Here is a 25,773-nt window from a genome sequence, read left to right as displayed (position 1 = left end):
TAAGTCTAATTTGCTATTGCATGCTTGCGATTGAAATTACTTAATAACTTCTACTAAACTTCCATCTTGTAAATTGATTTGACCTGTTGTGATAACAAGATCACCATCAGATAAACCATCTACAATTTCTACTTTTTCACCTAAGATGCGTCCTGCAACTACTTTTTTAAGTTTTGCTTTTCCGTTTTCTACTACAAAAACCTGATTGCTACTCACACTTCCTACAAAAGCATTTCTAGGTACAATTTTTAACTCTTGTTTTTGTTTCGATTCAAAATTTGCTGAACCGTACATACCTGCTTTTAGGTTACTGTCTGAGTTATTTGCGATTTCGATTTCGACTTGAAAATTCAAACTCTCATCTGCTTTTGCTGCTATAAAAGTGATTTTACCATTAAAAGTTTTGTCAGGAAATACGCTAGCTGTAACCGCTACTGAATTGCCTACTTTTAAACTAGCAACTTGGCTTTCGTTTGCAGTTACTTTCAATTTTAAACTAGAAACATTCACGATATCAAACATTGCGCTAGCTGGCATACCTGTTAAGATAGACCCTGGCTCAATATATTTTTTATTGATAAAACCTTTAATAGGTGCTTTAACGCGGGTGTCACCCACATTAATGTTGGCTTGTTTTAAATTTGCTCCAGCATTTGTCATTGCTAGTTTTGCTTGATCTAACTGCTGTTTAGTTACTCCTCCTGTTTTATAGGCATTTTCATAACGAGCATAATCAGCTTGTGCATTGTTGTAAGTTGCTTTTGCTGTTTGTGCATTTACATCCACTACATCGCTACGTACAATCACTAATGTTTGTCCTACATTGACATAATCACCCTCTTTAACTAAAACACGAACAACCTTTCCAGATTTTTCTGCTGAGAATGTTAGCTCTTGAATAGGTTCAAAATTTCCATTGGCAACAAAATCTAGCGAAATGCTTTCTGTTTTTACCGCAGTCGTTTTAACAGAAACGGCAGGATTTTTTTGTGCTACAATATCAGTTTTTGCTTTGTTTGCCTCTTTATTGCTAACTAAAATATACCCTATTACCGCTAAAACTGCGATAATTACTAATGCTATGGTAATTTTCTTTTTCATACTAGTTGTTTATAAGTGTTTTAAGTTCTCCTTTTGATTTTATTAATTGTATTTCGGCTAATTTGTAGTCAAGTATTGCTGCAGTATAATTATTCTGAGCTTCGGTATTTGCATTTTCAGCATCAAGTACTTCTGTCAAACTAGTCAATCCTTGCACGTAATTGTTTCTTGTATTGTCTAGCACTTCTTGTGCTAACTTAACGTTGCTTTGTTGGTTGCTAATCGTAACAAGGCTGTTTTCTATTTGTGTTTTTGCGTTAGCATAATCTAAGTCTAGTGCCAGCTTAGTATCTACTAAATCTTCTTCGAGTGATCTCAAGTTAACATCAGCCTGTCTCACTTTAGAGCGGGTACTAAATCCAGTAAAGATGGGAACGTAAAGATTAAGTCCTATTGCAGAATAGTCAGACCAGTATACTCCTTGAGATGGTCTAGCACCTAATGGCATCTCAGGTCCTTGGCCTATATAATTGTATCCTGCAGATAAAGACAGCTTAGGGTAATACTCTGCTAAGATGGCTTTCTTTTGAAATTCTAATAATTGCTGTTGCTTTTTTAATAGCAAATATTCTGTTCTTGTTGCTGTGTTTGGGTCTTGTGTAAATACTTGCGGAGTTACTTCAAATTGAGCTACAGGTATGTCGATTTGTGTTTCGATAGGCATTCCCATGTAGAATTTTAATGCATTTTCTTGTAATTGCACCGCGTTAAGCACCTGCTGACGTTGCGTTTGTATATTCGAAATTTTAACCATCGTGCGGTCTAAGTCTATTTTTTTAGCTAGACCATTGTCATATTGTCCTTTGATTATGTTTTTAACCTTTACCGTATTATTGTAAGTGCTGTCTAATACAGTTAAGTTTTGTCTTTTTACATATACTGAATAGTAGTTGTTAGCAACGCGCTCGATAACTTGCTCTTCGGTCAATTGTTCGTTGATAATATAAAATTCTCGTGTAGTTTTTGCTGCTTTCAAACCAGTAAAAACGGCTTGATCAAACAAGTTTTGTGTTAATGAAACGCCTGCTGTAGAGGTCCATTTTTGTCCAAATGTAGCTTGTATGCTTGTTCCTGGTTGTCCAAAACCGGCTCCATCAATAACGCTAGTTTGTAAAATAGGATTGTAATTCAAACTTCCTGTTGCAGCAATTTGCGGTAATGCTCTAGAACGCACTTCTTCTATTTGATACCCACTATTTTCAATTTTCAGTTGCGCTTTTTTAGCATCTGATTTATTCGCTAAGGCATATTCAATGGCTTGCTTTAGTGTTAGCGTTTTCACTTCTTGTGCTTGGCTGGTGATTGCCACTGTCAAGAATGTAATTAAAAGTAGTTTTCTCATTAGATTTCTGGGTTTAGTAAATGTTTTTCTAGTTCTTTTATTCCTTTTGCTGTTGCCATTGCTCTAGTGTGATATTCCAGTGCTTCTAGCTCTAATTGTTTAGACTCTTTATCTGAGCTCGTGTCTCCATTAATACTAAAAATGAGCATGTAATAAAATTTCACATAGCTAGGGATATTAATATCGCTACGGTAATGACCGTCTTTTATTCCTTTTATTATATTTTGTTCAAAGCACATCGAGCATTCGTCAAGCTCTTTTACCATTAGCTTCTCATATATTTCAGGATAGTGCTTTTTTAACTGAAAAATGGGTGAAGTGTCTGCCGTTGATTGAAACATTTCGGTGAACTTATTTCTAATCTTAAAGCTCTCTTCAATCGCATTATAATTTTGCTGTACAATAGACTCAATATTTTCGTGAACTTCTTTGTGTAATAATTGTGTGCTTTCTTCAATTAGAATTTCTTTATTGCAAAAGTATTTGTATATCGTTTTTTTAGAAATACACATCTCTCCAGCAATATCATCCATGGTAATGCTTTTAAAGCCAAGCTTTATAAACATCTCACTTGCTTTAGCTATAATTTTTTCTTTCATATTTTTCTTTTGCAAAGAAACAGTTAATTAAAGGGTCTCTTTGTTAATTTATTGATCAATAGTTATAAAATTAGAATGTATCTCGCTTGTACGTAGTAATTTACCTTAATTTATATGCTATTGTAAAATTGGGATATAGGTCGGTTACAGATTCTACTACTTTAAATCACAAATTCTAAAGTTGCAATTAAGCTAATGTCTTGTCCTAGCGAAATCCCATTTGTGTGATGATAAGCATTTGCATTCAGGTTAAAATCATTGCGTTTTATTTCGCCTGTTACTTCAAACACTGCCGTTCTAATTCCGTTTTGTGTGGTGATATTGACTAGTTGCGCATCTAACTCTACAGTTTTTGTAATATTATTAACAGTAAGGTTTCCCTTTAAAAAGTTGATGTTGGCGCTAATTTTTTGAAAGGAGGTCGATCTAAAAGTGATATTTGGAAACGTGTTGCTATCTAAATACTCATTCAAATATACTGGACTATCGATATTTTTAAGTCTCGACTCTTGATTTTTTATGTCTAATACAAATTCTACGCAGGCGTCTTCAACTTCGTTGTCGTGAATGTCGATAGATCCTTTAAATTTATTTAATGATCCTGATATGTAGGCAATTATAGAGTGTCTTGCCTTAATTAGAACATCAGATTGATTGGAGTTTAATGACCACTTTGTCGTATTCATTTGTAAAGTTGCTGCCATAATATAGAAATTCTAAATGTTAATTTTTTGTGCAAATGTATACAGGAAACTTTAGGAACCAAAATAGTTTCCATTGTTTTTAGTTTATTTTAACATTTAGTTAAGATTGCAAGTTTGTAATGAGATGTGAATGCTGTAAATTAGCCAAAAATTATTTTTATGCATGCTATCAATCAATATCAAGATTTCTTTATAAGCTATTTAAAAGCGCAATCAATCGCTCGTGAGCCTAAGAACTTGTATGAACCTATTGTTTACATCTTAGACTTAGGAGGAAAAAGAATTCGTCCTGTGCTAACATTAATGGCTGCAGAGGTTTTTGATGCAGGTTATGAGAAAGCTTTACCAGCAGCAATGGCGGTAGAAGTTTTTCATAATTTTTCATTGGTGCATGATGATATTATGGACGAAGCTCCTTTGAGAAGAGGCGAGGTGACTGTACATGAAAAATGGGATTTGAACACTGGGATTTTATCTGGTGATGCCATGTTGATTCTCGCTTATCAATATTTTGAGCAATACGAAGCGCCTGTTTTTATGGAGTTAGCCAAATTGTTTAGTAAAACGGCTTTAGAAGTATGCGAAGGACAACAATGGGATGTGGATTTTGAAACTCGTGATGATGTTACTATTGCTGAGTACTTAAAAATGATTGAATACAAAACAGCAGTTCTTGTAGCAGCAGCCATGAAAATGGGTGCGCTTGTTGCGGGTACAACTTCTGAGAATGCTTCTTTAATATATGAATTCGGACTATATTTAGGTTTGGCTTTCCAGTTACAGGATGATTATCTTGATGCTTTTGGGAATCCAGAAACCTTTGGAAAACAAGTAGGTGGAGATATTATCGAAAACAAAAAAACCTATTTGTATCTTAAAGCCATGGAGTTTTCATCTGAAGAAATAGCGGGAAATTTGAAACAGTTATTTGGGACGCATCCAGAAGATAATTCAGAAAAAATCGAAACTGTAAAGGAAATTTTCAATAGTTCTGGGGCAAGTAAAGCAACGCAGCAGGCCATGCAGGATTTTACTTTTAAAGCATTTGAAACTTTAGATCAAATGCATATTAGCAAAGAGAAAAAAGAGATTCTAAAAGCTTTTGGTGAAAACCTAATGGGTCGAAAAGTATAGTTTCTTTTTTATTTTCGAAAAAAAATCTCATTGTACTCTCTTAAACTGTCGTTCTAAAGATCTAAAATATATGTTTGTAGCCCCTATAAATACAGATTTGTTGCTTGCTGAAGCGCAAGGTCAGTCGCTATATTTGAAATTAATTATTCAATTAAATAAAGATTTCAACTTGGCAAATGAAGGCATTGATTTTCCCATGAGTATTTCTCCTGAGGAACTCAAGATCCAACTTCATGAAAAAATCTACCGCATGATTATGTATAAATTTGCAGAATACTTAAACCTGCTCTACATTATTGATGTTGCAGAAGAAGAAGTGAAAAAACTGGACGGTTCTGACCTAGTTGTATTAGCAGAGCAAGTCACTTACTTACTTCTTAAGAGAGAGTGGCAAAAAGTATGGTTTAAAAACAACTATTAATTAAAAGTATACGCGTACAAAAGGCATAAAAGCACTACTGTAAGCAGCATCGTTTTTATTATACAATACATTGTAACGCCCACCTATAGTAACGTTGTTAGTACGGTAACCTGCTCCTAGAAATAAACCAGTATTCCAAAAATTGCGTGTGCTTGTGCTATTGCTAGAATTATCTTCTACACTCACATTAACACGAAGTTGCTCAAGTTCAGCAGATAATTGAATTTGATCAATAGGGTTTACTAAAGCAATTAAACTTCCTCCATATAAATTTGAAGTATACGAATCTTTTTGACTTACGTAACTGTATTGTGCGCCAAGACCTAAGGAAACATATGGATTAAAGTTGTAAATAGCACTAGGAGCAACCGATATATCAGTGTAGCCTGAGCCAAAACCTAATCCTAGGCCGCCTCCAAATTGCACTTTATCCCAAAAATCACTTTGCGATTGCTTTTTATAAGGCTGTTGTTGTGCACTTAAAGTACTGCATATTACAAGGCTTAGACTAAGTATAATGCATTTAATTGGGCTGTTGTAAGGGTAATTTGTCATAAGTATCTATATTTTTAACATTTTAACACATAAAAGTAACTTAAAATAAATGTAAACTTAGTTGATTATTGTACTTTTGTCAAACTATTTTAACAAAAAGTATATTCACTAAATATTATGGACAGGTTTTCATTTTTAAACGCAGCACATACAGAATTTTTTGCACAATTATACGATCAGTACTTAGAGAATCCAGATAGCGTAGAAGCTAGCTGGAGAAGTTTTTTTCAAGGTTTCGACTTTGGTATGGAAACATATAATGGTGAAAACCCTGTACAACATATAGTTAACGAAGTAGCTTCAGGCTCGGTTAACTACTCTGAAATTTCTGAGAAACTTCAAAAGGAGTTTAATGTATTAAAATTAGTCGAAGGCTATCGCTCTCGCGGACACTTGTTTACAAAAACAAACCCGGTAAGAGATAGAAGAATCTTTGAACCTAATCTTGACATCACAAATTTTGGTCTCTCCTCTTCAGATTTAAATACTGTTTTTGATGCAGCCAAAATAATTGGTATTGCACCATGCTCTCTAACAGATATCATAAAACACTTAGATACAATCTACTGCCAGCATATAGGGGTAGAGTACATGTATATTAGAAAGCCAGAAATTGTAAAATGGATTCAAGATAAAATTGGTGTCAATGATAACCAACCTAACTTTTCTGCAGATCAGAAAAAAGGAATTTTGAATAAATTGAATCAAGCAGTTTCATTTGAAAATTTCTTGCATACTAAATATGTAGGTCAAAAACGTTTTTCATTAGAAGGAGGAGAATCTATTATTCCTGCTCTTGATACTTTAATCGAAAGAGCTGCAGAACAAGGGGTAGAGCAATTTGTAATGGGAATGGCACACCGTGGTCGTTTGAACATTCTTGCTAACATCTTTGGTAAATCGACTCAAGACATTTTTGGTGAGTTTGATGGTAAAGATTACGACAAAGAATATTTTGACGGAGATGTAAAATACCACTTAGGCCTTACAGCTGACAAAATTACAAGTACAGGTAAAAAAATCAATATCAATCTTGCTCCTAATCCTTCTCACCTTGAAACAGTAGGTGCGGTAATTGAAGGAATTACTAGAGCGAAACAAGATAAATATTTTCCTAATGATTTTTCAAAAGTGTTGCCTATTGCCGTTCACGGTGATGCTGCAATTGCAGGGCAAGGAATTCTTTATGAAATTATCCAAATGGCTCAACTTGATGGATACAAAACGGGTGGAACAATCCATATTGTAATTAATAATCAAGTTGGTTTTACAACTAATTACCTTGACGCTCGTTCTTCTACCTATTGTACAGATGTGGCTAAGGTTACTTTGTCACCAGTATTGCATGTAAATGCTGATGATGCTGAAGCAGTAGTTCACGCAATGAACTTTGCATTGGATTTCAGAATGCAGTTTGGTCGTGACGTATTCATTGACTTATTAGGATATAGAAAATACGGTCATAATGAAGGTGATGAACCTCGTTTTACACAGCCAGTTTTATATAAAATCATCGCAAAACATAAGAACCCAAGAGATCTTTATGCTGAAAAATTACTTTCAGATGGAGTAATCGATGCAACTTATGTAAATGCACTTGAGAGAGAATACAAATCTAACATGGAAGCTAATTTAGAGGCTTCACGTAAAAAAGATTTGACCATTATTACCCCATTTATGAAAAATGAATGGCTGGGATTTGAACAAGTTACTGACAAACAAATGTTACTAAAAGTAGATACTTCTTTCTCAAGAGAGGGATTAACTCAAGTAGCTAACGCAGTAAGTAACTTGCCATCAGACAAGAAGTTCATGAACAAAATCCAAAAACTAGTTAACGACCGAAAAACAATGTTTTTTGAGACTAACAAGTTAGATTGGGGAATGGCTGAACACTTAGCTTACGGTTCATTATTGCAGGAAGGGTACGATGTTCGTATTTCTGGACAAGATGTTGAGCGTGGTACGTTCTCTCACCGTCACGCAGTAATTAAAGTAGAAGATTCAGAAGAAGAAGTTGTTTTAATTAACAACCTTGAAGGTAAAAAAGGTAACTTTAATATTTTTAATTCCTTCTTGTCTGAATATGGTGTTCTAGGATTTGATTATGGTTATGCTTTAGCAAACCCAAACACATTGACAATTTGGGAGGCACAATTTGGAGATTTCTCTAATGGTGCCCAAATTATGATTGACCAGTACATCTCTTGTGGGGAAGACAAATGGAACAATCAAAACGGAATTGTATTGCTATTGCCTCATGGATACGAAGGTCAAGGTGCTGAGCACTCTTCGGCTAGAATGGAGCGTTACTTGCAATTGTGTGCAAGACAAAATATGTTTGTGGCAGATTGTACAACACCAGCGAATTTCTTTCACTTGTTGAGAAGACAAATGAAAACAAAATTCCGTAAACCATTAATTGTGTTTACACCAAAGAGTTTGTTGCGTGACCCTAGATGTGTTTCTACAATTGAAGAATTAGAAAACGGAAGTTTTCAAGAAACAATTGATGACTCAACAGTAAATAAAGCTGATGTGAAATCATTAGTTTTCTGTACAGGAAAATTCTATTACGACATCACTGCAGAGAGAGAAAAAAACGGTCGCAACGATGTGGCTGTAGTAAGAATCGAACAATTGTTCCCATTACCAGTAGAACAATTAAAAGAGATTATTGCACAATATCCTAATGCTGATGATTATGTGTGGGCACAAGAAGAGCCTAAAAACATGGGGGCTTATAGTTTTATGCTAATGAATTTTAACTTGGTACAATGGAGATTAGCGTCGTTAAAAGCGTATTCTGCATCAGCATCAGGAAGTTCAACAAGAGCAAAACGCCGTCATGCGGATGCGATTAAAATGGTGTTTGATAAAGATTTATTTAGATAATTAATATACTGTTTCAAGTTTAAAGTTTAGAGTACAATGTTTTGGACTTTAAACTTTAAACATTTTAAACTTTAAACAAAGAGAAAAGATGATTTTAGAAATGAAAGTCCCATCTCCAGGGGAATCTATTAAGGAAGTTGAGATAGCTACTTGGTTAGTAAAAGATGGTGATTATGTAGAAAAAGACCAAGCAATTGCTGAGGTTGATTCAGATAAAGCAACTCTTGAATTACCTGCAGAAGCAAGTGGAATAATCACTTTAAAAGCAGAAGAAGGTGATGCAGTAGCAGTAGGAGCAGTTGTTTGTCTTATTGATACAGCAGCAGCAAAACCAGAAGGTTCAGCTACGGCGGCACCTGCAGCAGCAGCTCCAGTAGCTGAAGCACCAAAAGCAGCTCCAGCAGCAGCAGCTCCAGCAACACAAACATATGCTTCAGGAACACCATCTCCAGCGGCAAGAAAAATATTAGACGAAAAAAATATCGCTCCAGCAGCTGTAACAGGAACTGGTAAAGATGGTAGAATTACTAAAGATGATGCTGTAAATGCAGTACCATCAATGGGAACTCCTACAGGTGGAAGCCGTGGTCAAGAGCGTACAAAATTATCAATGTTGCGTCGTAAAGTAGCTGAACGTCTAGTTGCTGCAAAAAACGAAACGGCTATGTTGACTACTTTTAACGAAGTAAACATGACGCCTATCAACACAATTCGTAACCAGTACAAAGATGAATTCAAAGCAAAACACGGTGGTGTAGGTCTTGGATACATGTCTTTCTTTACTAAAGCGGTTACAAGAGCATTAAAATTATATCCAGACGTAAACTCTATGATGGATGGTGATTATAAAATCGCTTACGATTTTTGTGATATCTCTATCGCAGTATCAGGACCAAAAGGTTTAATGGTTCCTGTTGTTCGTAATGCCGAAAATTTGACTTTCCGTGGTGTAGAAGCTGATATCAAAAGATTAGCAATTAGAGCACGTGATGGACAAATTACTGTTGATGATATGACTGGTGGAACTTTTACAATCACTAATGGTGGTGTATTTGGTTCTATGCTTTCTACTCCTATCATTAACCCACCACAATCAGGTATTTTAGGTATGCACAATATTATTGAGCGTCCTATTGCAGTAAACGGTAAAGTAGAAATTCACCCTATGATGTACGTAGCACTTTCTTATGACCATAGGATTATTGATGGTAAAGAATCTGTTGGTTTCTTAGTAGCGATTAAAGAAGCATTAGAAAACCCTATGGAGCTATTATTAGACAATAATCCTAAGAAAGCTTTTGAATTGTAATTGATTAGCCTTAGTATTGTAAAATATAAAAAACCTTAAACATTCGATTGTTTAAGGTTTTTTTAGTTTTATTATTTACTAAAACCTGTAAAAATGCTAGATTTAAGAAAATGTACAAAAGTTCTAACCCTCGCTATTTTATTAATTAACGCAAATTTTGCATTCGCTCAGAAGAAAAAAAACGATAAAAAAGACGATACCATAAGAGAAGTAGTACTTGTAGATGATGACGAAGTTTATGAGGTTATGGAGGTTGTTAATGTTTCAGATTCATACAACAGGCTTTCAACTGATAAAATAAATGACGATTCAAATTGGGTTTATAATAAGTACAGTTCTAGTGATAGAAAATACGGAATTTCAAAACGCGGTAAGATGATTTTACCCATGCTTTTTCATAGACAAATCTATAATAATGTGAGTGGAGATAATGCTTTTTGTATGGGTATTGGAGCTAATTATGGACTCTTCAATATTGATAAGGAGAATTGGGAGATTCCAATGATGTATGCTTCTTTAAAACATCTTGGAAACGATATTTTTTTGGCAAGAGCCAAATCAGGTTATTACGGACTTATAAATAGAGCCAATCAGGTTTTGATTCCGTTTGAGTGGGGCGAAATCTCTCGTTTTGAAGGTATTGATAATTACTATCTTATACGTGATAAAAAAAACTCGCTTAGAGGAGTCTATAGCTTATTAGGCAATCAATTTGTGGTTCCTTGTGAATATAAAAGTTTTAGTAAGCTTAGAAACAACAACCTGTACAAAGTAAACAATGATAAGGGGTATAACTTAATTACAATTGACAATAAAACAGTTCTTAAAAATTGGTATCAGGAATTGCATACCATCAGGGATAGTAAAAATTTTATCGTCAAGTTAAATGATAAAATGGGAATTATTGATGAGAATGAAAAAGTGATTGTTCCTATCGAATATCAAAATATTAGGTCTTCTAGATATAATGATGGTTCTTACCTAGCGATTAATAAAGAGGGAAAGTACGGTTGCATTAAGGCTAATGGAGAGGTTTCTTTACCATTTGAATATGATTTTATAAATACTTCGTATTCTAATAGTCTAACTTCTAAGCAAGGCGATAAGTGCGGAATGATTCAGGTAAATAATGGCAGCCCACACGAAATCGTAACCTGTGAATACGATGCTATCATTGTCGATAAAGAATCGTTGCTTGTAAAGAAAAATGATAAATTTGGCATACTAGATTCATACGGAAAATTAATTGCTCCCTGTGTATATGAGTCGATAGAGAAAATAGTGTTCAAGAACTATTCTAGCAATTACATATACATTGCTAAAGAGGATGAGAAATATACAATGCTTGATAAAAGTTCGCGCAAAATAACGGCAAAGGACTATGATTTCATTACGCCTATCGTATCGTTAGATGTTAGAAATTCGTACTACAATACGGTTAGAAAATGTAATTTCTTACTGTTTAAAAGTAAGTCAAAACTTGGCTTGCTAGATATGTTGGGGAAAGAAGTTTTAGAAACTAAATACGACGATATCACGGGAGAATTTAATAACATGATTATCGTAAAAAGTAAAAATAAAGTTGGAATCTATAATCTACTGACACAAAAAGAAACGACAGCTTGTATTTATGATCAAATAATAAATGACAAAACCGGAAACTACGGTACTATAGGTACCGCAATTTACAAGCTAAATTTAAACGATAATACTAAATCAGTCAAAATCTAATTTTTCCTTATTTACAATATAGAAAAGGCAATTGTTGCTTACTGCAAATACAAATAGTTGTTGCAGTAATCAATAATTGCTTTTCCTTTTAGTAAAACATCGGCACCTATAATTCCGTGCACGGCTTTGGCCTTGTGTGCTATCAAAGCTTCGTTTACATGGGATAAATCAAATATTACTAATTCGATGTGACTATTTTTCCAATAGCCTAGCTGCAAGTTAAAATTAGATGCAGATTGTGTGGTCATGCCTGTGGCGCCTGCTCCAGCAGCTTTTGTTTTAGAATCCTTGGCATTAAGCTGAAACAGCTCAATACTTTCAAATCCTATGCAGCTATTAGAAGCTCCAGTGTCTAATATGAATTTTCCCTTTACACCGTTAATCTTTGCTGTTAGTAATAAATGCTGGGTCTTTGTGATGGTAAAGCGGATCTTTTTATAGTTTTCTCTTTTTAAAACTTCGTGTAATTCTTTCATAAGGAAATAGTGATTCTCAAATATAACCTAAATTAGCAATATTTAAAAAGAAACAATAATGCAAAATGCTAACTTTGCATTTTCAAATACCGACTATGATAATTACAGATACGCATACCCATTTATACTCCGAAGAATTTGATCAAGATCGTGACTTAATGATACAACGCGCCATCAAAGCAGGGGTGTCTCGTTTTTTTATTCCTGCGATAGATTCAGCGACTACTCAAGCGATGTACACGCTAGAAAAAAGCTATCCTGAAAATATTTTCCTGATGGCAGGCTTGCATCCTACCTATGTTAAGGATGATTTTGAAGTGCAACTGGCGCATGTTGAAAAACAATTGAGTGAGCGCAAATTCTATGCTGTTGGGGAGATAGGAATTGATTTGTATTGGGATAAAACGCATTTACCACAACAGCAAACTGCTTTTAGAACGCAAATTCAATTAGCAAAACAATATCAGTTACCTATAGTCATTCATTGTAGAGAAGCATTTGACGAAGTTTTTGCTATTTTAGAAGAAGAAAAAGGGCCAGATTTATTTGGAATTTTTCATTGCTTTACCGGTACGCATGAGCAGGCGCTACAAGCTATCTCTTATAACATGAAGCTAGGAATAGGTGGTGTGGTTACTTTTAAAAACGGTAAAATAGACCAGTTTTTAGATCAAATCGCAATAGAACATATTGTATTAGAGACTGATGCGCCTTACCTCGCTCCGGTACCCTATAGAGGGAAAAGAAACGAAAGTAGTTACCTTAGCAATATAGTTGAAAAGTTAGCCACAATATATCAGCTGTCTGAAGAGGAAATAGCTGCTGTGACTACAGAAAACTCCAAAGTAATTTTTGGGATTTAAATATAGAATTCATTATAAATTGATATTTTTTTTGTTCATTTGCCACCTAAAATAACCAAAATGCAAAAATTTGACGCTATTAGGCCATTTTATGATTCTGAGATCAATCAGGCCATTAAAAGTGTAATAAATCATCCCATGATGAAGGCGATGATGGGCTTTACCTTTCCTGATACAGATGATGAGGTTTGGAAAGAGCAGTTAAGAAAAACACACTCTATACGTGATTTTCAATGTAATTTTATTTACTATACTATTCAAAGAGTTTTAGAGAAAAGCTCTGAAGGTTTAACCACTTCAGGTTTCGAAAAATTAGAGAAAAGTGAGGCATATTTATTTGTGTCTAACCATAGGGATATCGTTCTAGATACTACATTATTAAATGTGTGTTTGTTCGAAAAAGGATTAGTCATGACGGCTTCGGCAATTGGAGATAATCTTGTAAAAAAAGATTTCTTAAATACCCTGGCTAAAATGAACAGAAACTTTTTAGTACAAAGAGGACTAACGCCACGCGAAATGTTGTCTAGCTCTAAGTTGCTTTCAGAATATATAGGGCATTTAATCCAACACGAGACAAGATCTGTGTGGATTGCACAACGAGAAGGACGTACAAAGGATGGTGATGATGCAACTAATCCAGGTGTTTTAAAAATGCTTGCGATGGGTTCTGACGAAGCAAACTTAATGGATTACTTCAAGAAAATAAAAGTAGTTCCTATTTCTATTTCGTACGAATACGATCCAACAGATGTTTTGAAAATTCCGCAATTAATGGCTGAATCTAAGAACGAAATCTATATTAAAGAAAAGAATGAAGATTTCATGACGCTCCTTAGCGGAATCTTAGGTCAGAAAAAACGAATCCATATTCATGTAGGTGATGTTTTAGACAAGGAATTGGATGTGATTAAAAGCGAATTTGATAATACAAACAAGCAAATACAAGCGCTTGCACAAGAAATTGATCATTCGATACTTAAAAATTACAAACTGTGGCCTACAAACTATATCGCTTATGATATTGTTACTAAAACAAACCAATTTGCACATTTGTATACAGAAAACGAAAAATCACTTTTTGAACGTAGATTAGAAATGCGTATTGATGCTGAGAATCCAGTTGCATTACAAGGGATCCTTGATATGTATGCTAATCCAGTTTTCAATAAATTGAAATACAAAGATGAGTCAGAAAGCTAGCATTTTATTGATTTACACCGGAGGAACAATTGGAATGAGCAAGGATTTTGAAACGGGCGCTTTAAAGGCATTCAACTTCAATAAATTGTTACAAAAAATCCCCGAGTTAAAACAATTAGATTGTGCCATTGAAACCTATTCTTTTGATGAGCCTATTGATTCCTCAAATATGAATCCGGCACAGTGGTCTAATATTGCAACTGTAATCAAGGACAATTACGAGGCCTTTGATGGTTTTGTGGTTTTGCATGGTTCTGATACCATGTCTTACTCTGCATCAGCACTTAGTTTTATGCTTGAAAATTTAGCTAAGCCTGTGATTTTTACAGGATCGCAATTGCCTATAGGTGATTTGCGTACTGATGCCAAAGAGAATTTAATTACAGCAATCCAGATCGCTTCTTTAATCACTGATGGAAAACCGGTTATTAGCGAAGTTTGTTTGTATTTTGAATATAAATTATACCGTGGTAATCGCACCACTAAGATCAATGCAGAACATTTTAAAGCGTTTACTTCACCTAACTATCCTGAGTTAGTAGAATCAGGAGTACATTTAAAATTAAATCGCGAGCTATTTTTACCTCTTACGACTGCAGGGAGTTTAAAAGTACACACCACGATGGATACTAATGTCGCTATAATAAAAATGTTTCCTGGAATGAGCGAGGCTGTTTTATCTGCAATATTAGCGATCAAAGATTTAAAAGGTATTGTTCTTGAAACCTATGGATCAGGTAACGCACCTACTGAGGACTGGTTTCTAGACCTTATTAAAAAAGCTATTCTAGACGGACTGCGTATTATTAATGTAACTCAATGTTCTGGCGGAAGCGTGAACATGGGACAATATGAAACTAGTACAGTATTGAAGGAGATAGGCGTGATCTCAGGTAGGGATATTACCACTGAAGCCGCTATAACTAAGTTGATGTATTTATTAGGACATGATATTGTTCCTCAAGAATTCAAAAACATTTTTGAGCGTTCACTTCGTGGCGAAATTGCACACTAACTAGCAACATTTTCTATTGACTTTATAAATTAATGGGCAAGACAACGCCATTTCTACTTTTCTATGTTTTTCATAGTAAACGTAAATAGCTACAGATACTAAGCAAATCAACCCTTGAAAGGCAACGGTGCTTCTCGTACCTATAACGTGTGATAAATACCCCACAATTAAGCTCCCTACGGGAATCATTCCTTGATAAGCCATCATGTAGTAACTAATGCTTTTTGAGCGCATCTGTGAACTGCTACTGGTTTGTATATAAATATTTATCGAAGAGGTTTGTCCCATCATACCTATACCACTTGCAACCATGCAAACTAATGTTAGTAAGAGATTTGTTGAAAAGGCTAATATTAAAATACTTGAACCTAATAAGGTACTGGCAGCAAGCATCAATTTTTGAATGTTTGCAGTCGATTTTAAGTTGGCTAAATAAATAGCCGAAACAATGGAGCCTATTCCCGCTGCACTTTCAAACCAACTAAACGTTTGTGCGTTTCCATTAAAAATGTCTTTTGCAAAAACGGGCATTAGTGTGTTAAACGAAATTACAAATAAACTGCTACAAGTCAGCATGAGTAACATTCGAGCCATATCACCTTCTTTTTTTACATAGTTAAAACCGGCAGCTAAATCATCCATCATTTTTAACTTGAGTAGTGGTTTAGGAGCTTTTTTAATGCGCATGAGTGATAGCGAAATCAAAACTGGAATATAACTCAAGAAATTACCAATGAAGCAGATATCTTCACCATATTGATGCAAAATGATCCCAGCCAAAGCGGGTCCAGAAATTCTAGCAAAATTAGTCAAGGTTGAATTTAGTGCCACAGCGTTAGGTAAATCTTTAGGGTCATCCACAATGTCAACCATCATCGTTTGACGACAGGTCATGTCAAATGCATTTATAAATCCTTGAATTAGGCTTAAAGCCAAAATAAAAGTGATGTTGTAAATTTTTAAATAAATAAGCAAAGCCATTGCACCCGCTTGCAACATGGCTAGTGATTGTAACAAGATCATTGCGCGGTGTCTATCGTAACGGCCAATGATGCTTCCTGCGATAGGAGCAAGAAATAACGACGGAATCATGCTTAAAAAAGTAGCTAGCCCTAGTAAAAATACAGATCCAGTGATGCTGTAAACCATCCAACTTACCGCTGTTTTTTGCAACCAGGTACCTATTACAGAAATTGACTGTCCGTAAAAGAACAATTTAAAATTTCGAGATTTAAGAGCTTCAAACATAACTGATTTTATTTACTACAAATTTCGGTATTTTGAAATCATTAGAAAAATTAATAATTTTACTGATAATGATTAGTAATACTTATTAATATGGAAATTCAACAATTACATTATTTCATCACAGCATCAAGAGTGCTACATTTTACTAAGGCAGCCGAGTTGTGTTTTGTCACACAGTCAGCATTATCGCAACAAATTAAAAAACTAGAAGAAGAGTTGGGGATGCCTTTGTTTTTAAGGACTGCTAAGAAAATCCAATTAACAGAGGCGGGTTCCGTTTTCTTAAAACACGCCAAGCAAATACTCAACGATGTGCAGTCAGGTCAGCAGGCGATAGATGATTTAAACGCCATGATAGGGGGAGAATTACGAATAGGGGTAACCTATATTTTTGGTGCTTTAGTGCTACCGGTAGTACAAACATTTGCAAAAAAGTATCCACAACTTAAAATAAGTGTTGAATATGGCGCCACCGAACCCTTAGAGCAAAAATTATTAAATAACGAACTCGATTTAGTACTGGTAATCTCAGCAAATAAAATCAGTCCCACTATTAAGTCGGTTGCATTGTTTGACTCCGAGTTGGTTATGGCTGTAGCCAAAACAAATCCGCTGGCCAAGTTAGAGAAAATACCGTTTAAAGATTTAGAAAACATACCATTGATTCTTCCTTCTCGCGGTTTTAATTCAAGGGAGTTTCTTGATAATCTATTCGAAAAAAACAATATGCATCCTACGATTCCTATTGAGCTAAACGCGATTCATCCTTTGTTGCAAATCATAGAAAATAGTGACTGGGCAACTGTAGTAACAGAAATGGCCTTGAATGGTTGGCAGCATTTAAAAGCCGTTAAACTAGACGGAGTAGAAACTGGAAGGAGTTCGTTTATTTTAACATTAAACAATGAGTACCAAAAAAAAGCAGTGCAGTTATTTGTAGAAGCTTTCAAAAACATCCTATCAAAAACAAGTCTGTAGATTACTAAAGCTGGCAAAATTTTGTTGCTATTTATTGCTAAAGCTCATTTTTTTTAGTGTTATTTGCAATCCTAATTAGAGAGGTGGCCGAGTGGCTGAAGGCGCACGCTTGGAAAGCGTGTATATGGCAACATATCGAGGGTTCGAATCCCTTTCTCTCTGCAAAGAAATAATGCTCAGGCATGCAATGCCAAGCATTATTTCTTTGTGGGACGCACCTTGTGGGATCAACGGAGTTAATCCTTTTAGAAAACATCAAACTTTTTAGTTTGGCTACGCTATAAAACAAAAAATGCTCAGGCATGCAATGCCAAGCATTATTTCTTTGTGAGACGCCCCTTCTGGGATCAACGGAGTTAATCCTTTTAGAAAATGTCAAACTTTCTAGTTTGGCTACGCTATAAAACAAAAAAGGCTCAGGCATGCAATGCCAAGCATTATTTCTTTGTGAGACGCCCCCTGTGGGATCAACGGAGTTAATCCTGTTTTTCTAAATGTTGTCTTCAAGTCCATTTTTTACTTTAACTACACCCAAATTGACCCCAGTTTTGTAAGCATAGTTTATTTAGTGGTTAGATTTTAAAAGCAGTTTTATATTTGCTTAAAGATTACTATTTTTAACCATCAAAAATTTCTTTCAAATAATTAAAATTTGTATTAAAGATAAGTTCGTTATAGATATTACAAACCGGTTAAGTCAGGTTGTACTTTCATGCTCTGGTGGCAATATGGTAATCATGCAGAAGAAATTATACCTCTAGGTTTGTGTGGTCAAAGCTAAATTATATTCATATTGATCTAGTTCGAACTGGTATATTTGAAAAAGCCTCGGATTATATTTACTCTAATGCTACCAAATATGTACGTGGTAGTGGTTTAGTTGAGATAGAAAAAATGGATAGTTCTATAGTGGGTGTTTTGAAGTCTTAGTCATTTATAAAACACAATAAGTACTAAGATGTTGTAAAGACCATTCGGATAGGGCGCAAAGTCGGAGACATTTGCGCAGCGGTGGAAACGAGCACTTAGTGGAGCGGGGGTCTGGCGCAAGAGGTGCAACAAATTATGAAAATGTAATAATATTTGAACAAAATTACGCAGACCAAATATTACTTGGCAAAACCCCATATAAAATAATTATGTTATCATATTTGACAAGATTAGGCGTCGGAAAAGACTTATCACAGTCTTCCAGTAAGACAATAGAATTCATATTAAAAAAATCTGAGGAATACAAAACTTTACCATTTGATGAATATTTAAAAAAATATTTTAAAGAGGTTGATACTTATGATAATGAAATTTGGTCAAAAATAATTTCCAAATTAGTTCAACCCGCTTATGATAAAAGCAGGTATGATGAAATGGTATATGTTTATGCATATCTAGATAAAAAATATCACAATTTTGTTACTCAATATGAGATTTATAATCAATTGAAAAATGACAATAGATTACCCGATGAAATAAAACAATTTATAGGTTTTTTGGCAGGAGCAGATAAAGGGATTTTTTTTAAACAATATAATTTAACAATCGAGTAATGGTTTAATATAAAAAATTGGCATAATCCTAGAATACAAAATGAAGAAGGGAAAACCATAAACGAAATATTAAGCTATCCTTATGGAATAAATTATTTTAAAATTCTTTTGACACAAATGTCTTTTTGGAGAAGGTAAGTTGATGTATCCCCGCTCCCACAAGAATCCTTTCGTGTTGATTGTAAATAAAAAGAAATAACATCAATTACATAATAAATAAACAATGATGAATTCATTTTTAGAACAACATTTAGTATAAAAATAAAGTTAGTACTGCTATTGCTAGCAGTGACATCGGTAGGTTTTTCTCAAAATGTAGTCTTAGAGAATTTGGGAGGTTTAGTCAATAAGAGAAATCCTTTGTGAAACTTTGCTCTATACAAACAAACCCAGCATATTCTTTAGCGTTAATAAACATATCAAAAAAACATATCTTTGTAAAGCGATATTATTTACCTCACAACCTCATAGCACAATGCGATTATTTATTTCTAAAAATACAATCCAAAAGATATTCTTACTTAGCTTCTTTGCTTTGACAAATGTACATTCTTACGCACAGGATACAGACGAAGAAGAGAAAGTACCTTTGATTAGAATTGACTCATTGTACCGTGAAGACCAATTTTTCTTTGCTTTTACGTATAACACTTTGCAGCAAAAACCAACGGACTTATCTCAAAATAAGTTCTCTACAGGTTTTTCAGCTGGTATTTTACGGGATATGCCTATTAATAAAGATCGCACTGTGGCTATTGCAACGGGATTGGGGATCACTTATAACAACTATATTCAAAACTTAGCGATTACTGGCGGTAGCAATAATGCAGTGTACACAGTGAATACCGGTGATTACAGCACTAATAAGTTTTCACAATTATTGATAGATGTTCCAGTTGAGTTTAGATGGCGAACATCAACCTATGAGAGTCACAAATTCTGGCGTATTTATGGCGGATTGAAATTTAGCTACTTACTACACGACAGATCTGTGTTTACTGATGCCACTACAAATGCAGTCATCACAAGCAATAAAGATTTTAATAAATTTTTATATGGCTTGTACGCTTCTGCGGGATATAACACCATCAACGTCTATGTTTACTATGGCTTAAATTCAATGTTTAAAACAGCTGCTATTGCAGATAAAAGCATCGATATGAAAGCGCTTAACGTAGGACTTATTTTCTATATCTTATAACCACAAGTAGAGCAGTAACATTTGCGGGAGCGCTCCTATCAAAGTCCCCACTATCAATTGGCGTTCGCTATGGTTGCCTAAAGCCAGTCGTGAAGAGGCAATAATCCCGTTCATTAAAATTAAAAATGCGATAGCAATGGTGTAAGGTACTTGGTCGTGAAGATTTAGACCAATTATAAAAATAGTTAGACTACTTATTCCTATCATGTGTAAACTCACTCTACGTTTTAAAAATGCAATCATCAAGGCGATAATTGTACTAGTAAGTGCGCCTAGTATATAGAAGTGCAACTCGGTGTAGCGCTCAATTGTGATGGTTTTTTTTAATATTAAAATCAGTAAAAAACAGTGAATTATTAACGGTATCTTTCGTTCTCCCACTGATAATACTTTGTAGGAGTTGATGATTTTAGTCGATTTCAAAACAAAAAAAAACAACATTGGTACTACTACCGTTATGATAGCAATTTGTGCAATTATAAAAATCTTTTCTTGATTTATAAAGGTAGAATTATTCGAAAAAAGGTAAAAAATCGTTGCGTATAACGTAATAAAGATGGGGTGGAATATATAAGATACAGCAGGTAATATTTTTTTAAGCATCGTGTATGTTGTCTTGATCTAACAAATATACTAAAATTACAAATCAAAATATTTTAGTAATCACAATACATTTGGCTTGGCAGATTCCCTTTTGCGACAGCGAGAACTAGAACTAGGCCTGCTATCATTTTCTAATATGTCGTATCTTTGAAACAATAGAATTAAGAAACATTGTAAAAGTACAATAGCTCAGGCCGCTATATAGGACTGCGTGTGTTACAAACTTTTTCAATATTTAATCGAATATAAAATGAGTATAAGTTTAAAGAAAATAGTTTCGGTTTTAAATGCCAGTTGGTTGGGATTGAAAAACGAAACCGAGATTGAAAACATATCTATCGACAGTAGGTCTTTACAAAATAGTCCGTCAACATTATTTTTTGCAATTGTAGGTGCTAACAATGATGCGCACAACTACATCGAAGATTTAATAAGTATAGGCGTTCAAAATTTTGTGGTGCAGTACGTGCCAGAAGGATTAGAAGAAAAGGCAAACTTTATTCTTGTTCAAAATAGCTTGAAAGCCCTGCAGCAGTTTGCTGTTTTTTATCGAAATAAATTTGAATTCCCTGTTATAGGATTGACCGGAAGCAACGGAAAAACCATCGTCAAAGAGTGGCTGAACTTTTTATTAAGTCCAGATTTTAATGTGATCCGAAGTCCAAAAAGTTACAATTCTCAAGTAGGCGTGCCCTTGTCGATTGTTGCAATCAATGAGAAACACAATTTAGGTATTTTTGAGGCAGGAATTTCTACTACCGCCGAAATGCAGCATCTAGAAAAAGTAATCCAACCCACGATAGGAGTATTAACTAATATTGGTTCGTCGCACGATGAAGGATTCGCTAGTATAGAAGAGAAAATCCAGGAGAAATTACAGTTATTTGATCATGCTGAAATCTTGATTTATCAAAAAAATAAGTTGGTAGATCCTTTTATTAAACCAAGTAGTAAAACATTTTCTTGGAGTTTTGAGGATCAAAATGCTGACGTGTACATTTATAATAAAGAAATTGTAAACCTAGAAACGGTAATTTATTACAACTATGGAGGTGCAAAATCGCATTTCAAAATTCCATTTGTAGATAGGGCTTCTATAGAAAATGCGATATCTTGTATGATGGTTTTGCTATATCTTAAATACGATAGTGCGATAATTCAAGCAAGAATGGGGTTGCTATTTCCTGTTGAAATGCGTTTGAAGGTGAAAAATGGAATCAACAATTGTACGCTAGTAGATGATAGCTACAGTTCTGATTTTCAGTCGTTAAAAATAGCTTTGGATTTTCTCGAAAGTCAGAAACAATTCCAAAATAAGACTGTTATTCTCTCGGATATATTTCAAAGTGGTTTAGTAAACGAGGAACTTTACGAGCGAGTGTCCCAACTTATTATTTCTAATAATGTCAATCGAGTAATAGGAATAGGCGACACGATTAGTGATTTTAAAGACAAGTTTGCTAATTGCATTACCTATAATAATACTGCAGAATTCATTGCAGATTTTGAACACATCGATTTCTCTAATGAAACTATTCTAGTAAAAGGTGCACGTTCTTTTCAGTTTGAAGAAATTGTTGCTTTACTCGAAGAGAAAACTCATGAAACCGTTTTAGAGATTAATCTAAATGCGATCAGTTATAACCTAAACTTTTTTAAGTCTAAGTTAAAACCGGGTGTTAAGATAATGGTGATGGTTAAGGCGTTTGGTTACGGCAATGGTGGACTCGAAATTGCTAATTTACTTGAGCATCATAATGTTGATTACTTAGGTGTGGCTTTTGCCGATGAAGGAATTTCTTTAAAACATGGTGGAATAAAAACACCTATAATGGTCCTTAATCCTGAGAATACCAGTTTTGGGGCGATTATACAACATCAGTTAGAACCTGAAATTTACTGCTTGAAGGGACTGCATGCTTTTTTAAAAATAGCTAAACAAAAGAACTTAAAAGATTTCCCTATCCATATAAAGATAGACACAGGAATGCACCGCCTAGGTTTTGAGGTTGATACGATACCAGAACTTATTGCTACCTTAAAAGGAAATAATACCGTAAAAGTAAAAAGTATCTTATCGCATTTAGCCACTAGCGACGATCCTTTACAGCGCGATTTTGCAGTAAGCCAGATTAATTTATTTGAGGAGCTGTCTTCACAAATAGTTCGAGAATTAGCCATAAATCCTATTAGGCACATATTAAATACTTCAGGTATCAGCAATTTTCCAGATAATCAATTCAATATGGTGCGTTTAGGAATTGGATTATATGGTGTGTCTAATGACCCTAAAGAGCAAAAATATTTAGAAACTGTAGGAACCTTAAAATCGGTTATTTCACAAGTTAGAGTTATTCAGGCAGGAGAGAGTGTGGGTTACGGGAGGAAGTTTGTTGCAAATAGAGTGACCAGAGTAGCTACAATTCCTATAGGATATGCTGACGGAATCTCGAGAGGCTTAGGAAACGGAGTGGGGTACATTAATGTAAAAGATCAAAAGGCTCGAATTCTAGGAAATGTGTGCATGGACATGATCATGGTAGACGTCACTGAAATTGATTGCACCGAAGGAGATTCAGTAATTGTTTTTGGTGATAAACCTACGGTTTCATACATAGCAAAAAAACTAAATACAATCCCTTATGAAATCCTTACCAGCATTTCGCAGCGTGTAAAACGTGTGTTTTATCGATAAAATAGGATTAATACCGATTATATAGTGACAACTGTTAAAATAATCTTAATTTAGTTTTTAATAAGAAAATTTACAAATTTAATAAAAGACAACTTATGGGATTTTTTAGCGATTTTAAAGCCTCTTTAATGAAGGGCGATGTTTTGAGTTTAGCAACTGCTGTTGTAATTGGTGGTGCATTTAGTAAAGTTATCGGTTCTGCCGTTGACGATATTATTATGCCAGTAGTAGGATTAATAACGGGAGGAGTTGATTTTACAACAAAATTCATCTCTTTAAACGGACAAGAGTATGCAAGTTTAGATGCTGCTAAAGAAGCCGGTGCTGCGGTTATGACTTATGGTAACTTAGTGCAAGCGCTTATCAACTTTATAATCATCGCATTCTTTATCTTTATTATACTTAGAGCTGCTGAGAAATCTAAAAAGAAAGAAGAAGCGGTAGCTGCTGCTCCAGCAGGACCATCTCAAGAAGATTTATTGATTCAAATTAGAGATTTATTGAAAAAATAATAGCTCTTAAATCATATAAAAACCACGTCCTTGACGTGGTTTTTTTGTCAATTGTTTTATTTGTAACATTTTGTTATTTTTTGTGAATGCGATTGTTTTGGTTTTAATATTACTTACTTTTGTAATTCAATTTAAGTATTCAATTATAAAAATATAGAGATGAAAATAGCAGTTGTAGGTGCAACCGGTATGGTTGGAGAAGTGATGTTACAAGTATTAGCAGAAAGAAATTTTATTACCGCTGCAGATGAATTAATTCTTGTTGCTTCAGAGCGATCAGTAGGAAAAGAAATCGCATTCAATGGTAAAAATTATAGTGTAGTAGGGCTGGCCACGGCAGTAGCAATGCAACCTGATATCGCGCTATTTTCTGCTGGTGGAGAAACCTCATTAGAGTGGGCGCCTAAGTTTGCTGCTGTGGGAACAACAGTAATCGATAACTCATCTGCTTGGAGAATGGATCCAACAAAAAAACTGATTGTTCCAGAAATCAATGCAACTTCATTGACAAAGGAAGATAAGATCATTGCAAACCCAAACTGCTCTACAATTCAAATGGTGCTTGTGCTAGCGCCATTACATAAAAAATACAACATCAAGCGTATTGTAGTTTCTACCTACCAATCTATTACAGGTACTGGAGTGAAAGCGGTACAGCAATTAGAAAATGAATATGCTGGAGCTAAAGGAGAAATGGCGTATAAATATCCTATTCATCGCAACGCCATTCCTCAATGTGACTCATTTGAAGAAAATGGATACACTAAGGAGGAAATGAAATTAGTGCGTGAAACACAAAAAATATTAAACGATAAAACCATCGCAGTTACCGCTACGGCAGTACGTGTGCCTATTGTAGGTGGTCATAGCGAAGCTGTAAACGTGGCTTTTAATAATGACTTTACAGTGGCCGATATTCAAACCATCTTACACAATACTGATGGTGTAGTGGTTCAAGATAATAACGACACCTATACGTACCCAATGCCTATTTATGCACAAGGTAAAGACGATGTGTTTGTAGGTAGAATTCGTCGCGATGAAAGCCAAGAAAATACAGTTAACATGTGGATCGTAGCTGACAATTTACGTAAAGGTGCAGCTACAAATACCATTCAAATTGCTGAATATTTAGTTGCCGCTAAACTAGTGTAACAAGTCTATCATTTATATTTTAAGCCATCTGTTGTAACAAGCGTTATGTTTTGTTACAACAGATGGTTTTCTTTTTCTAGCTTTACCTACCTTTGCAACGTATGATAAAGAAACAGCTTTTTTTGCCCACTTTCTTAGCGATGACGGTATTGTTTGCAATGCTGTTTCAATCACTACATACCTATGAGCACTTGATAAAACAATTAGCTCAAACAGAATGCCACCATAAATACAATCCAAGCCACACCGAAATTACACACCAGCATCATAACTACGATAGCTGTAAAGTGTGTCATTTTAGCTTTGGTAATTACATCGCTCCGGTTTCTTTTACTTATAAGGTAACTCGCGATTATGCAGTAATTCTTTATCCAGGTCTTAAAAGGCTCGCACTTATTAGTTTTACAGGCTGTTTGTATTCACATCGTGGTCCACCCGCGCAAATAACCTAGGTAATTCCATTTTATTTTTGCTTTAATCGAATGAAAA

At 34.7% G+C, this 25,773-nt stretch carries 23 protein-coding genes and 1 tRNA gene; 16 read left to right on the top strand and 8 right to left on the bottom strand.

Translation table 11 applies throughout. The features are described 5' to 3' along the window. Positions 1–36: 36 nt before the first annotated feature. From HNQ00_RS15355 to HNQ00_RS15340, 4 genes are all read right to left on the bottom strand, one after another. Complete coding sequence (locus HNQ00_RS15355) at positions 37–1,101, bottom strand: efflux RND transporter periplasmic adaptor subunit (RefSeq protein WP_173839386.1); 1,065 nt, start codon at positions 1,099–1,101, stop codon at positions 37–39. Between the two features lies 1 nt (position 1,102). After that, entirely contained in the window at positions 1,103–2,443 is a 1,341-nt protein-coding gene (locus tag HNQ00_RS15350) for a TolC family protein (RefSeq protein ID WP_173839385.1), read from the bottom strand. Next, positions 2,443–3,042, bottom strand: a complete 600-nt coding sequence (locus tag HNQ00_RS15345; RefSeq protein WP_173839384.1) for a TetR/AcrR family transcriptional regulator — start codon at positions 3,040–3,042, stop codon at positions 2,443–2,445. Before HNQ00_RS15345 ends, HNQ00_RS15350 begins: the two co-directional genes overlap by 1 nt. Before the next feature lie 161 nt (positions 3,043–3,203). Continuing rightward, on the bottom strand, positions 3,204–3,746 hold the full coding sequence (locus HNQ00_RS15340; RefSeq protein WP_254598543.1) for a YceI family protein: 543 nt from the start codon (positions 3,744–3,746) through the stop codon (positions 3,204–3,206). 159 nt (positions 3,747–3,905) lie between these two features. Between HNQ00_RS15340 and HNQ00_RS15335 the strand changes: the two genes are divergently transcribed. Then, the gene (locus HNQ00_RS15335; RefSeq protein WP_173839383.1) at positions 3,906–4,880 is read left to right on the top strand and encodes a polyprenyl synthetase family protein; all 975 of its coding nucleotides are present in this window, start codon (positions 3,906–3,908) and stop codon (positions 4,878–4,880) included. A 70-nt stretch (positions 4,881–4,950) separates the two neighbouring features. Beyond that, complete coding sequence (locus HNQ00_RS15330) at positions 4,951–5,301, top strand: hypothetical protein (RefSeq protein ID WP_173839382.1); 351 nt, start codon at positions 4,951–4,953, stop codon at positions 5,299–5,301. On the opposite strand, the gene HNQ00_RS15325 is transcribed toward HNQ00_RS15330, so the two are convergent. Beyond that, the gene (locus tag HNQ00_RS15325; RefSeq protein ID WP_173839381.1) at positions 5,302–5,856 is read right to left on the bottom strand and encodes a hypothetical protein; all 555 of its coding nucleotides are present in this window, start codon (positions 5,854–5,856) and stop codon (positions 5,302–5,304) included. A gap of 117 nt (positions 5,857–5,973) precedes the next feature. On the opposite strand from HNQ00_RS15325, the gene HNQ00_RS15320 reads away from it, so the two are divergent. The 3 genes from HNQ00_RS15320 (at position 5,974) to HNQ00_RS15310 (ending at position 11,791) form a co-directional block, all read left to right on the top strand. Continuing rightward, entirely contained in the window at positions 5,974–8,751 is a 2,778-nt protein-coding gene (locus HNQ00_RS15320; RefSeq protein ID WP_173839380.1) for a 2-oxoglutarate dehydrogenase E1 component, read from the top strand. 88 nt (positions 8,752–8,839) lie between these two features. Then, positions 8,840–10,060: a 2-oxoglutarate dehydrogenase complex dihydrolipoyllysine-residue succinyltransferase gene (gene odhB, locus HNQ00_RS15315; protein ID WP_173839379.1), complete on the top strand. Its 1,221-nt coding sequence runs from the start codon at positions 8,840–8,842 to the stop codon at positions 10,058–10,060. 93 nt (positions 10,061–10,153) lie between these two features. Further along, the gene (locus HNQ00_RS15310; RefSeq protein ID WP_173839378.1) at positions 10,154–11,791 is read left to right on the top strand and encodes a WG repeat-containing protein; all 1,638 of its coding nucleotides are present in this window, start codon (positions 10,154–10,156) and stop codon (positions 11,789–11,791) included. A gap of 38 nt (positions 11,792–11,829) precedes the next feature. Here HNQ00_RS15310 and HNQ00_RS15305 read toward each other — a convergent pair whose 3' ends face one another. Next, complete coding sequence (locus HNQ00_RS15305) at positions 11,830–12,267, bottom strand: retropepsin-like aspartic protease (RefSeq protein WP_173839377.1); 438 nt, start codon at positions 12,265–12,267, stop codon at positions 11,830–11,832. A gap of 95 nt (positions 12,268–12,362) precedes the next feature. Between HNQ00_RS15305 and HNQ00_RS15300 the strand changes: the two genes are divergently transcribed. From HNQ00_RS15300 to HNQ00_RS15290, 3 genes are read left to right on the top strand one after another with little or no spacing between them, the layout of a single operon-like run. After that, positions 12,363–13,130 carry a TatD family hydrolase gene (locus HNQ00_RS15300; protein ID WP_173839376.1) on the top strand — a complete coding sequence of 256 codons (768 nt, stop codon included), beginning with the start codon at positions 12,363–12,365 and terminating at the stop codon, positions 13,128–13,130. A 60-nt stretch (positions 13,131–13,190) separates the two neighbouring features. Beyond that, positions 13,191–14,333, top strand: coding sequence for a 1-acyl-sn-glycerol-3-phosphate acyltransferase (locus HNQ00_RS15295; RefSeq protein WP_173839375.1), 1,143 nt, complete (start codon positions 13,191–13,193; stop codon positions 14,331–14,333). Beyond that, positions 14,317–15,348 (top strand): asparaginase, encoded by a 1,032-nt coding sequence (locus HNQ00_RS15290; RefSeq protein WP_173839374.1) that lies wholly within the window; start codon positions 14,317–14,319, stop codon positions 15,346–15,348. The genes HNQ00_RS15295 and HNQ00_RS15290 overlap by 17 nt, the downstream gene beginning before the upstream one ends. On the opposite strand, the gene HNQ00_RS15285 is transcribed toward HNQ00_RS15290, so the two are convergent. After that, positions 15,349–16,596 carry an MFS transporter gene (locus HNQ00_RS15285; RefSeq protein ID WP_173839373.1) on the bottom strand — a complete coding sequence of 416 codons (1,248 nt, stop codon included), beginning with the start codon at positions 16,594–16,596 and terminating at the stop codon, positions 15,349–15,351. A gap of 90 nt (positions 16,597–16,686) precedes the next feature. Here HNQ00_RS15285 and HNQ00_RS15280 point away from each other — a divergent pair, with 90 nt between their 5' ends. The 4 genes from HNQ00_RS15280 to HNQ00_RS15265 all read left to right on the top strand — a co-directional run bounded on the left by HNQ00_RS15280 (position 16,687) and on the right by HNQ00_RS15265 (position 20,319). Continuing rightward, positions 16,687–17,574, top strand: a complete 888-nt coding sequence (locus HNQ00_RS15280; protein ID WP_173839372.1) for a LysR substrate-binding domain-containing protein — start codon at positions 16,687–16,689, stop codon at positions 17,572–17,574. A 77-nt stretch (positions 17,575–17,651) separates the two neighbouring features. Continuing rightward, positions 17,652–17,736: transfer RNA gene (locus HNQ00_RS15275), tRNA-Ser, on the top strand. A gap of 839 nt (positions 17,737–18,575) precedes the next feature. Further along, positions 18,576–19,118 carry a hypothetical protein gene (locus HNQ00_RS15270; RefSeq protein WP_173839371.1) on the top strand — a complete coding sequence of 181 codons (543 nt, stop codon included), beginning with the start codon at positions 18,576–18,578 and terminating at the stop codon, positions 19,116–19,118. A 475-nt stretch (positions 19,119–19,593) separates the two neighbouring features. Then, positions 19,594–20,319, top strand: a complete 726-nt coding sequence (locus HNQ00_RS15265) for a porin family protein (RefSeq protein WP_173839370.1) — start codon at positions 19,594–19,596, stop codon at positions 20,317–20,319. Here the strand turns inward: HNQ00_RS15265 and HNQ00_RS15260 are convergent. Beyond that, complete coding sequence (locus HNQ00_RS15260) at positions 20,314–20,922, bottom strand: hypothetical protein (protein WP_173839369.1); 609 nt, start codon at positions 20,920–20,922, stop codon at positions 20,314–20,316. The genes HNQ00_RS15265 and HNQ00_RS15260 overlap by 6 nt on opposite strands. A 250-nt stretch (positions 20,923–21,172) precedes the next feature. Between HNQ00_RS15260 and HNQ00_RS15255 the strand changes: the two genes are divergently transcribed. From HNQ00_RS15255 to HNQ00_RS15240, 4 genes are all read left to right on the top strand, one after another. Then, on the top strand, positions 21,173–23,617 hold the full coding sequence (locus HNQ00_RS15255) for a bifunctional UDP-N-acetylmuramoyl-tripeptide:D-alanyl-D-alanine ligase/alanine racemase (RefSeq protein ID WP_173839368.1): 2,445 nt from the start codon (positions 21,173–21,175) through the stop codon (positions 23,615–23,617). Positions 23,618–23,712: 95 nt separating this feature from the next. After that, entirely contained in the window at positions 23,713–24,129 is a 417-nt protein-coding gene (gene mscL, locus HNQ00_RS15250; protein ID WP_173839367.1) for a large conductance mechanosensitive channel protein MscL, read from the top strand. 159 nt (positions 24,130–24,288) lie between these two features. Beyond that, positions 24,289–25,284 (top strand): aspartate-semialdehyde dehydrogenase, encoded by a 996-nt coding sequence (locus tag HNQ00_RS15245; RefSeq protein WP_173839366.1) that lies wholly within the window; start codon positions 24,289–24,291, stop codon positions 25,282–25,284. A gap of 101 nt (positions 25,285–25,385) precedes the next feature. Next, complete coding sequence (locus tag HNQ00_RS15240; RefSeq protein ID WP_173839365.1) at positions 25,386–25,736, top strand: hypothetical protein; 351 nt, start codon at positions 25,386–25,388, stop codon at positions 25,734–25,736. The last annotated feature ends 37 nt before the right edge of the window (positions 25,737–25,773 follow it).

Source organism: Flavobacterium aeripolare (assembly GCF_013294025.1).
Lineage (GTDB): Bacteria > Bacteroidota > Bacteroidia > Flavobacteriales > Flavobacteriaceae > Flavobacterium.
This window is presented reverse-complemented; position numbering and strand designations above follow the sequence as displayed.

What these genes read in the sequence shown, in the direction of transcription:
- HNQ00_RS15335 (WP_173839383.1), top strand. Translation starts at nt 3,906, where the DNA reads ATGCATGCTATCAATCAATATCAAGATTTCTTTATAAGCTATTTAAAA.
- mscL (WP_173839367.1), top strand. Translation starts at nt 23,713, where the DNA reads ATGGGATTTTTTAGCGATTTTAAAGCCTCTTTAATGAAGGGCGATGTT.
- HNQ00_RS15255 (WP_173839368.1), top strand. Translation starts at nt 21,173, where the DNA reads ATGAGTATAAGTTTAAAGAAAATAGTTTCGGTTTTAAATGCCAGTTGG.
- HNQ00_RS15280 (WP_173839372.1), top strand. Translation starts at nt 16,687, where the DNA reads ATGGAAATTCAACAATTACATTATTTCATCACAGCATCAAGAGTGCTA.
- HNQ00_RS15330 (WP_173839382.1), top strand. Translation starts at nt 4,951, where the DNA reads ATGTTTGTAGCCCCTATAAATACAGATTTGTTGCTTGCTGAAGCGCAA.
- odhB (WP_173839379.1), top strand. Translation starts at nt 8,840, where the DNA reads ATGATTTTAGAAATGAAAGTCCCATCTCCAGGGGAATCTATTAAGGAA.
- HNQ00_RS15300 (WP_173839376.1), top strand. Translation starts at nt 12,363, where the DNA reads ATGATAATTACAGATACGCATACCCATTTATACTCCGAAGAATTTGAT.
- HNQ00_RS15305 (WP_173839377.1), bottom strand. Translation starts at nt 12,267, where the DNA reads ATGAAAGAATTACACGAAGTTTTAAAAAGAGAAAACTATAAAAAGATC.
- HNQ00_RS15290 (WP_173839374.1), top strand. Translation starts at nt 14,317, where the DNA reads ATGAGTCAGAAAGCTAGCATTTTATTGATTTACACCGGAGGAACAATT.
- HNQ00_RS15295 (WP_173839375.1), top strand. Translation starts at nt 13,191, where the DNA reads ATGCAAAAATTTGACGCTATTAGGCCATTTTATGATTCTGAGATCAAT.
- HNQ00_RS15245 (WP_173839366.1), top strand. Translation starts at nt 24,289, where the DNA reads ATGAAAATAGCAGTTGTAGGTGCAACCGGTATGGTTGGAGAAGTGATG.
- HNQ00_RS15260 (WP_173839369.1), bottom strand. Translation starts at nt 20,922, where the DNA reads ATGCTTAAAAAAATATTACCTGCTGTATCTTATATATTCCACCCCATC.
- HNQ00_RS15240 (WP_173839365.1), top strand. Translation starts at nt 25,386, where the DNA reads ATGATAAAGAAACAGCTTTTTTTGCCCACTTTCTTAGCGATGACGGTA.
- HNQ00_RS15355 (WP_173839386.1), bottom strand. Translation starts at nt 1,101, where the DNA reads ATGAAAAAGAAAATTACCATAGCATTAGTAATTATCGCAGTTTTAGCG.
- HNQ00_RS15350 (WP_173839385.1), bottom strand. Translation starts at nt 2,443, where the DNA reads ATGAGAAAACTACTTTTAATTACATTCTTGACAGTGGCAATCACCAGC.
- HNQ00_RS15320 (WP_173839380.1), top strand. Translation starts at nt 5,974, where the DNA reads ATGGACAGGTTTTCATTTTTAAACGCAGCACATACAGAATTTTTTGCA.
- HNQ00_RS15265 (WP_173839370.1), top strand. Translation starts at nt 19,594, where the DNA reads ATGCGATTATTTATTTCTAAAAATACAATCCAAAAGATATTCTTACTT.
- HNQ00_RS15325 (WP_173839381.1), bottom strand. Translation starts at nt 5,856, where the DNA reads ATGACAAATTACCCTTACAACAGCCCAATTAAATGCATTATACTTAGT.
- HNQ00_RS15345 (WP_173839384.1), bottom strand. Translation starts at nt 3,042, where the DNA reads ATGAAAGAAAAAATTATAGCTAAAGCAAGTGAGATGTTTATAAAGCTT.
- HNQ00_RS15285 (WP_173839373.1), bottom strand. Translation starts at nt 16,596, where the DNA reads ATGTTTGAAGCTCTTAAATCTCGAAATTTTAAATTGTTCTTTTACGGA.
- HNQ00_RS15340 (WP_254598543.1), bottom strand. Translation starts at nt 3,746, where the DNA reads ATGGCAGCAACTTTACAAATGAATACGACAAAGTGGTCATTAAACTCC.
- HNQ00_RS15310 (WP_173839378.1), top strand. Translation starts at nt 10,154, where the DNA reads ATGCTAGATTTAAGAAAATGTACAAAAGTTCTAACCCTCGCTATTTTA.